Below are 10,187 nucleotides of genomic sequence, written 5' to 3'. Positions count from 1 at the left end.
ACCGGCCTCGTCTCATATCGTTCCGTCCTCACCGCCACCCGGAGAACCCGCATGGACGACGCCAGCCTGATCCAAGCCGCCCTGCGCATCGCCATCGAATCCCCAACCGCCCTCGATGGTCGAGCCAGCGACGCGTTCGCCCGCACAATCGCCGCACAGTTCTATTCCGGCGGCGACGACGAGTCCTACGGCTTCGTGGCCACCGGTTCGATCCCCGACAATCCGCGATGGCTGTGGCTCCAGCTCGAACCGGATCCCGACTTCACGCTCCCGTCGGACCGCCAGGCGCTCGGCTATCTCGCCGTGTACCTGCTGCGTCACGCTGGACGCGGCCCCGTCGACGGCTGGAATGGTCTCTGGCTCCGCCCCGGCGAATATCCGGTCGACGCACCGCCACCCGGCCGAAACGGGCTCGTCATGAGGCCTGGCCGTGGCTGACCGGCAAGACCGCGCGACGCGATCATCTCGGCGTGTACCGGCCGGAAGATCACCCTCAAGCGTGCTCCGGGTGCTCTACGCTCGAATGATGAGCACACGCTACGGGATCACGTTCTCGGGCCTGACCCTCGCCGCCGGCGCCGGAGTGTTCTGCGGCGTCGTCCCCCTGGGCTACGCCGCCATGCTCGCCGCTGTCTTCACCAATCCGGCTCTGCTGGTTGCCCTGCCCGGCGCGCTCGTCCTCGGCGCGCTCGCCGGACTGCTCGTCGCTTACGGCACCCGCAACGCGATCCGTCCGAGGATGGCCCAGCGCTACCGGCGCTTCGTCGCTGCCGGGCTGATCGCCATGCCCGGCTTCTTCTTCATCGGCCGTATCGAGGATTTCACCAGCAGTCCTGAACCAAGCCGGTGGGCGATCGGGTTCATCCTCTGCTGCGGTCTCGCCGGAATCGTCGTTCACTACCGGTGGCGCAAGCGGCTCACGCTCGAACAGCACGCCCGGCGCGCCGCCGAGAACCGCGCGCAACAACACACCACGGTCGCCTGACCACAGTCGAGGGGGGGTGGCCGCATCTTTAGATGCTGGCCCCCTCGACAAACTGGCACCGTCACCGGCGGCCTCCGCGCGCCAGCGGCTAGTCCGACATCTCCTGGTGCACGGTGCGCTCGTCAACCCCGACGCTCGCGTCTCCCATGTCGGGCGCTGCCCGGTCCACTTCTGCGCTGTCCGGTGCCGCATCGTTCACCAGCGGCTCGCCGTCCACGCCGGGCGCACTGAATCGTCCGGCACTCGCCTTCGGGGCCGTGCTCGTCGGAGCCGACGCCTCTGCCTCGTCGTCGGCGCTATCGCGCAGAAGAGCTGTCACCGCCTTGACGGGCAAGCCCAGCAACGTCGCGGTCGCGCTGAGCGTCACCTCGGCCGCGCGGATCTGCCGCACCGAGGCGCTCATCACCTCACGCCATTCGGCGATCTCCATCGCAGCATCCGCGCGGACTTCGTCGCACCGCCGATGGTGCTCGCCGGTCTTGACCTCTTTCTGCCGGTCCAGCTCAGCGAGCTTGCGTTCCAACTGCTCTTCCAGAGCGGTGATCCGGCTGTCCCGCTTCCGCTCGATGCTCTCGACCGCGGCCGCCGCTTCCGCGAACGGACCCAGCGCCTCGTCGATCCGGCGTTCGTTGGCCCGCTCGCGTTCCAGTTGCTCCGCGCGTCGCCGGCGTGCCGACTCCAGACGCTCCAGCGCCGCCGTTGATCGCCGTCGCCGTGGCCTCGCCGTGTTCTCGGCCATGCCGAACCTCCCCGCTGGGGAGGGCTGCGGTCATGCGTCCGAGGCTACCGTCACGACCGCCGTGGCGCTGTCGGCGAAGAACGATCCGGGGCGCGCTCCGTTCCGCTGCCCCGGTCAATGTGGGCGCGGGGCCGCCGCGACAGCCCCGGAGGGCTCCCACCGCATGCGGTGGTCCGGCAAGGCCGCGACGGACCCGCTGACGCTCCGCCAAAAGGCACAGTCAGCCTACGGAGCGCTCGAGCCAGGATAGCCGTCGCTGTTCGCGTGGGATGAGCCGACCAACCTTCTGGTCCGGCCGGCATCCGGCCGCCGCCGTCGGCAGCTGACGGTGGTTCAGTTCGCCGCGGATGTCCCGTCCGCGGGTGGTGGGTGGCCCCGGCATTGTGCCGGTCGCTGCCCCAAATACAAGGGCACCCCAAGATCTTTTTTGACCGAAAAGCGTGGTCAAAAAACATCTTGAGGCCCCACCCTTGTATTCGGGTCCCCTTGCTCCCTTGGACAGGCATTAAGGGGCAGGCCGGAGGCCTGCCCCCAGGTGCGCCGGGGCCACCCACCACCCACTCAGCCCCCGCTCACCTCTACCGAAATGCGGCAAATCCGCCAGCAGGCACGCGAGCGCAATTCCACCCCGAACGGGATAACGCCAGATCAACAACACGCAGATAGTCACGAAAACCCTTCCGATAATTCACCGAAAAAGAGTACCCCCAACAATCCGTTTTGCCTTGTGACCTGCGGAAACACCGACTAATATCGATCATGCAAGGCACTCGGAACGGCAAGCCCGAGCGCTACAAAGAATACAGTTAAGGATCACTCATCATGGTTTCCACCATTCATGAAACACACCGTACGAGTGTGGAAAAAATCGTCACCGCGTTGCAGTCTCAGCCCCCGCGCGTCCGTTCCGCGCTGACCGAGCTACAACGCATCTTCGTCAGCAGCTCCGAGCAGCCGCCCGCGATCCTCACCGCGTGCGCCGCAGCGCTCAAGACGGACGACCAGCTCACCGCAGACATTCTGGCCGGAGTGCGCACGGCACACGCCGAGTGGGACAGCTATGGCGACCTAGAGCGCAAGCTGTACAGCGCGTGCGTCTACTCGACAGAATCCCGGCACGCGATCACGGCGACGGAACCGAACGACATTACCGTCATGCTGCGCGCGACCCCGCCGCGCGTCAAAGACGCCGCTACCGCGTTGCATTGGCTCAACGCCGTCACCCAAGGCGCGCACCGTGAGGCGTACATGGCGTGCTCTGCTCTGCTGTCGAACCCGAGCGCGGACCACCCCGCAGTGGTCGAGGCCATCCAGACCGGTTACCGGGTGTGGCCGAAACTTGACGAGCAAAACCGGACTCTGTTCATGGCGTGCGTGTACGCCAGCAAAGCGCGCGCGGAAGTCGCGCGCGCCCGCGCCGCCAAGCGACACGCACGGGTCGAAGCCGAGACGCCCGACGAGCCGCACCGGTGCGGCAACTGTGACGGCGTGCTTCCCGAAGACATGAACTACTGTTCCGAGAATTGCCGACGCGACGCCGAATCGGCCGAACGTCCCGCGCCCGAGCAGCACACCACCTCAGCCCCGGCACGGCCGGAACCGAAAGCGGCCAAGCGGAAGCGGCAGACCGCCGAGAAACGCGCACAAGCAAAGACCGTAGTCGGCGAGCTGGAACAGCAGTACGACGAGCATTACCGCGCAATCGTGGCTGCGATCCCGAGCGCCGGGGTGGTGCGCAAGAACGAGGGCACCGTCGACCGGTACGAAGACGAGCGGCAGCGGGCACGCGACCTAGACGACAGCCGGGACGGAGTCGACGACCTCACCGGGCACCGCGTGACCGACCACGATTACGACCGCATGGCGTTGCGTCCCAGCCGGGCAACCGATCAATGCTCCGCGTGCAACCTCGAACGCCCCACCCGCGAGGCACACGCCCCCGACAGCAGCGACGACCGATGCCAGGAATGCCAGGACCGGGACCGCGTTCCGCTCGACGTCATCCGGTGGGAAGTCGCGATCGCAGCCCAGCGCCCGAACCCGGGCCACGCGATCATTGACACCCTGTACGGACTCGACGCGGTAGACGTCCTGCGCAGCCTCCAGGCCCGCCCGCGCACCGCGCCAGCACTCGCCGCAGCCTGACACCCGAACGGCCTGGCACCCGCACGGGTGCCAGGCCCTACCCGGCAGGAGCCAAACCCGTGCGATCACTCACCGAAGTACTTGCCGACATAGACCAGCAGCTCACCGACGCCGAGCACATCCCGACCAGCGAGCCCACAGCAGTCGCCGCCTATCTCCGCGAACTACTCGCCCGCCACGGCCAGTGGGCAACCGTCCGGGGAAGCGTGTCCGAAGTGGTCACCGCCGACACCATCCGGCGCGAAGCCGCCCACCTCACCCAGCAGTAGCCCGCCCCGGAGGGAGACCCGTGGACAGCATCGAGAACTTCCGAGGACGCTACGAATTCATGAGCAACTTCTACCGGCACACCATCGTGGGCACAGGCGGGATCCCGTACCCGACGAACGAAGCAGCGTTCCAGGCAGCGAAGACACCGAACCTCCTGAAGCGGTGCCTCATCGCGTCCGCACCGACACCACGCGAGGCGAAGCGACGCGGACGCCTTGTCACCTTGCGTGCCGATTGGAACGACACCGGCCGTCACGTCGTCATGCGCGCGGTACTGCGTGCCAAGTTCACCGATCCCGAATTGTCGCGACTGCTTCTGGCGACCGGTGCCGCCCGCCTGGTGGAGGGGAACCGGTGGCATGACCAGTTTTGGGGTGACTGCCGTTGTGGCCGCGCCTCGTGCGCGCAGCCCGGCCGAAACTTCCTCGGCCGCTACCTAATGGAAATCCGTACGGAACTCGCGAACCTGTAAGCCCGCTCAGCAGCGACGCAAGGCGGTCCGTCAGTCACAGACTGACGGGCCGCCTTTTTGTGTCGGTCACCAGGGTTCGCCTCGGCGCCACCGGCCTTCGCTTCACTCCGGCAGGCGGCGCCGAGGCGAACCCGCCGGGCGTCCAGCGCGCGACGTGCCCCGCTCACCAGCCAGCCCCACTCACCCACCAGCCCACGCACCTCCCGCACGCCACCCGCGCCCAACACCACCACTCCACCGCGCCACCGCTGACCACACCCCCACCGCCACCACCTCACCAGCCGCCCAGCCCACCACCGCACACAGCACGTCTTGCAGATCATCTGAACCGGGTGGGCATTCTCGGATTTCGCGCGTACGCTCGAAGGTGGTGATGGGCTTACGCAAGCTGAGCCCTGGTGGTCATGAGTACCTCACGAACTCGGTCGCGTGTGCCGATCGCGACCGGGAGCTCGAGCCCGGCGAGCTGTTGAGTGATTACTACCTCTCCCGTGGTTACCCGGCAGGCGAATGGTTCGGCGCCGGAGCAGACCGATTAGGACTGTCCGGCGAAGTCACTGCTGCGCAGATGAACGCGCTGTTCGGCGAGGGCCGGCATCCGCACGCCGATGCCATCGAGAACGAGAAGATCGCCGATGGAGCCACAGCGGAAGAGGCGCTGCGGGCGACTCGGCTGGGCCGCCGGTTCCCTCAGTACTCCGAGCTTGACCACATGCGAAGCCAGGTCTCGCAGGCCTACAAGGACTACAACCGCGAGAACGGTCGTCCCGTTGGGGCACCGATTCCCGCGGCGAAGCGCGCCGAACTACGTCACGCCGTTCAGACCGCCGCGTACACGAAGGCGCACGATGGCGCTCGCCCCGGGGATGAGAAGGAGCTTCAGAAGTGGCTCGCTGACCAGAAACGCAGCTTGAAGAATGCTGTGTCCGGGTTCGAGATGGTGTTCGCGCCGGACAAATCGGTGTCCCTCGCCTGGGCCAACGCCAAGCCCATCGAGCGCGATCTGATCGTCAGCATCGTGCGTCAGGCGGCCCGTGACACGCTGTCCTATGTGGAGCGCCATGCGGCGTTCACGCGCCGGGGCAACCTGGGCGAGGCGCAGGTCGACGTCAACGGCATCACCGCCGCGCTGTTCGAGCATTGGGATTCCCGCGCTTCGGACCCGCATCTGCACATCCATGCGCTGATCTCCTCGAAGGTACAGCGCAGCGACGACGGCGAGTGGACAGCGCTGGACGGTCGCACCATCCTGGCAGCCACCGTCACCGCGAGCGAGTACTTCGACAGCCGCGTGCGCGACCTGTTCCGCGAACACGGCGCGTCCTGGACGCAGCGCGGCGCGCACGGCGTCGACATGACCCGACCGGTGTGGCAGCTCGCCGGAATCCCTGTGTCGCTGGTGAAGGCGTTCTCTCAGCGACACAAGCAATTCGAAGCGGCGCGCGCGAAGCGGATCGTGGAGTTCACCAAAGCCCACGGCCGCGAACCGAAACCGAAAGAGATCTTCGCGATCGACCGGGCCGCGCAGTACGACAACCGCCCTGGGAAGCAGCCTCCCCGGACACTGGCGGAGCACCTGCGCGTCTGGCGCGATCACGCGATCACCATCGTTCCGCCGAGCATCCTGGACGTCCTCGGACGACGAGTGTTCCTGACCGGCACCAAGGAATCGTCGCCCGTCGACGTCGCGAAGCTGGCCCGGGTCACCCGCCAGGTCGTCTCCGACCACTACAGCCACTTCTCGTGGTGGAACCTCGCTGCCGAGGCGCACCGGCAGTCCGCGCATCTCACTGTGCCGACCGCGACCCGTGAACGGCTCGTCGACGACGTGGTCGCCGCGGTTCTGGCAGAGCCGGACACTCTCGCGCTGACCGGACCTGTCGCGGTCTCGGAACCGGTGTCGTTGCGCCGGCGGGACGGCGAATCGGTCTTCGTCGAGCATCGGTCACCGCGCTACACCACCACCGCCACGCTCGCCGCCGAGGCAGACCTGGTTGCATGGGCCCGTCGCCGCGGCGGTCACCGGCTGCGCTCCGACACCGTCGACAAGGCGATGGCGGGGCAGAAGCTCAACGCCGGCCAACGGCGGATGGTGACCGAGTTCGCCCACTCGGGCCGCCGTCTGCAGCTGGCGCTGGCTCCGGCCGGCGCCGGGAAGACCACCGCCATGAAGGTGCTCGCCACGGCGTGGCGTCGGACAGGCCACCGTGTGTACGCCTTCGGCCCGTCCGCGCGCGCAGCTCAAGAACTTGGTGCCTCGATCGGAGCCCGGCCATACACGCTGCACCAGCTGACCACGGCGCAACGGTTCGGGTTCGTCGACCGCGCGTTCCCGATCGCCGCCGGGGATTTGGTCATCATCGATGAGGCGGCCATGGCTGGCACGCACACGCTGCACGCGGTCGTCCAGTACGCGCTGCGACGCGGCGCCGATGTCCGGTTGATCGGTGACGACGCGCAGCTCGCCGCCGTGGAGGCCGGTGGCGCGATCCGGCTGATCGCGCACGACGTCGGTGCCGTGCGGTTCCGGGAGATCGTGCGTTTCCAAGGCGAGGACCGTCGTGAGCAAGCGGCCGCGTCGCTCCAGATCCGCAACGCCAATCCGGCTGGACTCGAATACTACTTCGAGGCCAACCGGGTTTTCGACGGCTCGCTGGAGACCATGCGCGACGCTGCGCACGCCAACTGGCGGGCTGACCTCGACCGCGGCGTGCAGTCCCTGCTGATCGTCCCGACCAACGAGGACACCGTCGCGCTCAACACCGAAGCACGCAACGTTCGGCTCCAGCGCGGCGCCATCGTCCGCGGTCGCGAGGTCGACCTGCACGACACCACGGCCGCCGGTGTCGGCGACTGGGTCGTCACACGGCACAACCAACGCCTGCTGAGCCTGTTCGGCGGCCAGGACTTCGTGAAGAACGGCGACGTCTGGACCGTGAAATCCGTGCACCGCGACGGGCGCATCACGGTCACCCACCGGTCTCACAAGGGGACGATCACCCTCCCCGCCAACTACGTGAAAGCTCATGTCGAACTGGCGTACGCGGCGACAGTGAACCGGGTACAAGGCATGACCAGTACCGGACACGCGCACCTGCTGGTCCCTCCGACGATGACCCGAGAGCAGTTCTATCCCGGCATCACCCGCGCGATGTGGCAGAACTTCATGTACGTGATCACCGTCCATCACGTGATCGATCAGCACCAAGAGACCCCTCAGGTGCAAACGCCGGAATCCGTGCTGACCGGCGTCCTGAACCACTCCGGGGCCGAGGTCTCGGCCACCGAGACACTGCGCGAGGCGCAGGACGTCGAGGTCTCGCTGGGCACGCTCGTGCTCCGCTACAACTACACCGCCACCTATCGTGACGAGGACCGCTATCGCGCCGTGCTCGCCCGACATGCGCCGATGACCGTCGATCTGGACAGCGAAGCCGCCCTGATCCAGACGCTGCGCAACGCGCACGATCTCGGCTGGCAACCAGACCCGCTGGTGCGGGAGGCGTTACGTGGCGGTCCACTGCACAAGGTCGATGACCCGGGCGCGGTACTTCAGAAGCGCATCGCCACACGGGTCGAACAACAGTCGCCGCCGCACCCGCTGGCGCCGGCCGCGAGCGAGGACATCGCGCGATGGCGCGTCATCATCGACGCGATCGCTCCTCACGTCGCCGTCGAAGAGCCTCGCTGGACGCGGGTCTGGCAACACGCCACCGGCGCGCTGGCGGCCGGTTTCGACATCGACGCGGCGCTAACGCTGGTCGCACACCACCTCGCTGGCCGCCCGTCCGGGCCGGATCCCATGCCCGATCACCTGTATGCGGACGCGGTCCTGACCAGCGAACTGGAACGCCGCGCAGAGCTCGGCGAAGCCCATCGGCTTGCCGTGCCGTGGCTAGCGCGACCGGACTTCGCGCACATCCGCCACGTCCCCGGGCACGCCCAGTATCTCGCCGAGACGAACACCGCAATCGCGGGCCGCGTCGACGAACTCCGTGCCGCCGCCATCCGCACACCACCGCCGTGGACGGCACAACTCGGACCACGTCCCGACAACCCGATCACCGCGGAAGAATGGGACGAGCTGGTAGGCCTTGCCGCGGGCTACCGCGAAACCTTCCGCATTACCAGTGCCGACCCCATCGAGCCGCTTGGCCCCGCGCCCGATAGCCACGGTGCCCGCGCGCACGCGTGGCACAGCTTGACAGGCCGTTGGGAAGCCCTGGCCCAGGGAACGACTACCCCCGCTCCCAGCCAGGATGCTCCCGTCGTGGACGAATCCGTCGACGATGAGGAAGCAGCCACCGAGTTCGAGTCTCTCGAGAACAGGTACGTGACCGAGACGCTGGACATCCTGGTGCGTAAGCACGAGATGCACGCTCGGGACGGCGACGAGGACCGCTACCTGGACATCCTCGCCCGCTACGTCCCGGGCGCGATCAACGCAGGCGCAGAACCGGCCGCGCTTGCCGCCCTATCTCGAGCTCAGGATCTCGGCTGGCAAGCCGAGCGGCTCGTCCGTGCCGTCACCGACAACACGGGCTTCGGCTGGGCGGATGACCCAGCTGCCGTGCTCGCGAAGCGCGTCTCCGCTCATGTCGCGGCCCACGACCCACCTGCCCTGATCGGCGTCCCGGGCGACGATCAGGTCCGGCTGTGGCGGACCATCGTCGCCGAGCGGCTTCCGGACGCCGACGTCGACGACGAGCGATGGGGCATCGTGTGGCGGCACGCGGCCGGCGGCGGACTCCGCGGCCTCGTTGCCGATACGGCTCTGGCAGAAGCCACAGAACAGGTCGCTGCGACCGCCCCGCTCACTCGTAGCGTCGAGCCACGGGACATAGGGGAAGCGCTGGTCGCCGTCCTAGCGAAGCGGTTCGACGCGGGCGATGGCCACCATCTCCCGTTGCCCTGGCAGGCCGTGGCCGACCACGGCCACACCAGCGAACCCGCCAGCCGGATCGAACGCCTCGACGCACTCAACGCCGAGATCACCGAGCGGGTCCACCAACTCCGTGAACAGGTGCTTCGGCAGCGTCCCTCGTGGGCTGAACACATCGGGCAGCGACCCGCCGAGATGGCTGCGGCCGAGCGCTGGGATGCGGCCATCGGTCTCGCCGCCGCCTACCGCGAGAACTTCCATGTCACGAGCAACGACCCGCATATGCCCCTGGGCTCTCAACCCGGTCGTCCGGGCAGCAGAGCCCAGGCCTGGAAAACCGTCACCGACACATGGAGGAGCATCATGGCCATACCGCACGATCCCGAAGACCAGCAGTCCGACGCGTTGCTCAGTGTCGAGGCCGCGCGAGACACCCTCGACGGCGTCGAGACAGCCGCGCTCAGCGACGCCTCCGCAGCCGACCGGGACAGGCTCGACGACGAGCGCGATCAGCACTACGACGAGGACATGGACGCGGCTCACACCGAGGCCGCGGACCTACGACACGGCATGGGCTTCTGACGGCGCTGTAGCCTCACGCTCGCGGGCCCGGTGCGCACCCTCCCCCTCAGCGCGCCGGGCCCGCCCTGCGTTCTTCTAGCGCCCTTTGTGGACACGGAAACGATGGCTGTTT

7 protein-coding genes are annotated in these 10,187 nt (G+C 67.7%); 6 read left to right on the top strand and 1 reads right to left on the bottom strand.

Features of this window, described 5'->3' with window-relative positions:
• Positions 1-438: hypothetical protein (locus ED92_RS38470; protein ID WP_037347349.1), on the top strand; the 438-nt coding region annotated here is incomplete at its 5' end.
• An 88-nt stretch (positions 439-526) separates the two neighbouring features.
• Positions 527-985, top strand: coding sequence for a hypothetical protein (locus tag ED92_RS38465; RefSeq protein ID WP_037347347.1), 459 nt, complete (start codon positions 527-529; stop codon positions 983-985).
• A gap of 88 nt (positions 986-1,073) precedes the next feature.
• Here the strand turns inward: ED92_RS38465 and ED92_RS38460 are convergent, their stop codons facing one another.
• Positions 1,074-1,724 (bottom strand): hypothetical protein, encoded by a 651-nt coding sequence (locus ED92_RS38460; RefSeq protein ID WP_037347345.1) that lies wholly within the window; start codon positions 1,722-1,724, stop codon positions 1,074-1,076.
• An 822-nt stretch (positions 1,725-2,546) separates the two neighbouring features.
• Between ED92_RS38460 and ED92_RS41560 the strand changes: the two genes are divergently transcribed.
• From ED92_RS41560 to mobF, 4 genes are all read left to right on the top strand, one after another.
• Positions 2,547-3,869 (top strand): hypothetical protein, encoded by a 1,323-nt coding sequence (locus ED92_RS41560; protein WP_152611143.1) that lies wholly within the window; start codon positions 2,547-2,549, stop codon positions 3,867-3,869.
• Positions 3,870-3,928: 59 nt separating this feature from the next.
• Positions 3,929-4,138, top strand: a complete 210-nt coding sequence (locus tag ED92_RS38440) for a hypothetical protein (RefSeq protein WP_037347338.1) — start codon at positions 3,929-3,931, stop codon at positions 4,136-4,138.
• A 20-nt stretch (positions 4,139-4,158) separates the two neighbouring features.
• On the top strand, positions 4,159-4,611 hold the full coding sequence (locus ED92_RS38435; protein WP_037347336.1) for an NADAR family protein: 453 nt from the start codon (positions 4,159-4,161) through the stop codon (positions 4,609-4,611).
• A 373-nt stretch (positions 4,612-4,984) separates the two neighbouring features.
• On the top strand, positions 4,985-10,075 hold the full coding sequence (mobF, locus tag ED92_RS38430) for a MobF family relaxase (RefSeq protein WP_081976052.1): 5,091 nt from the start codon (positions 4,985-4,987) through the stop codon (positions 10,073-10,075).
• Positions 10,076-10,187: the final 112 nt, after the last annotated feature.

Source organism: Amycolatopsis sp. MJM2582 (genome assembly GCF_000754115.1).
GTDB lineage: Bacteria > Actinomycetota > Actinomycetes > Mycobacteriales > Pseudonocardiaceae > Amycolatopsis > Amycolatopsis japonica.
The sequence above is the reverse complement of the archived record's forward strand: the minus strand, read 5'-3'. Positions and strand labels throughout refer to the sequence as shown.

Bases quoted from the DNA above. Each gene is read 5' to 3' on its own strand.
- ED92_RS38465 (WP_037347347.1), top strand. From the start codon at position 527: ATGAGCACACGCTACGGGATCACGTTCTCGGGCCTGACCCTCGCCGCC.
- ED92_RS38460 (WP_037347345.1), bottom strand. From the start codon at position 1,724: ATGGCCGAGAACACGGCGAGGCCACGGCGACGGCGATCAACGGCGGCG.
- ED92_RS41560 (WP_152611143.1), top strand. From the start codon at position 2,547: ATGGTTTCCACCATTCATGAAACACACCGTACGAGTGTGGAAAAAATC.
- mobF (WP_081976052.1), top strand. From the start codon at position 4,985: ATGGGCTTACGCAAGCTGAGCCCTGGTGGTCATGAGTACCTCACGAAC.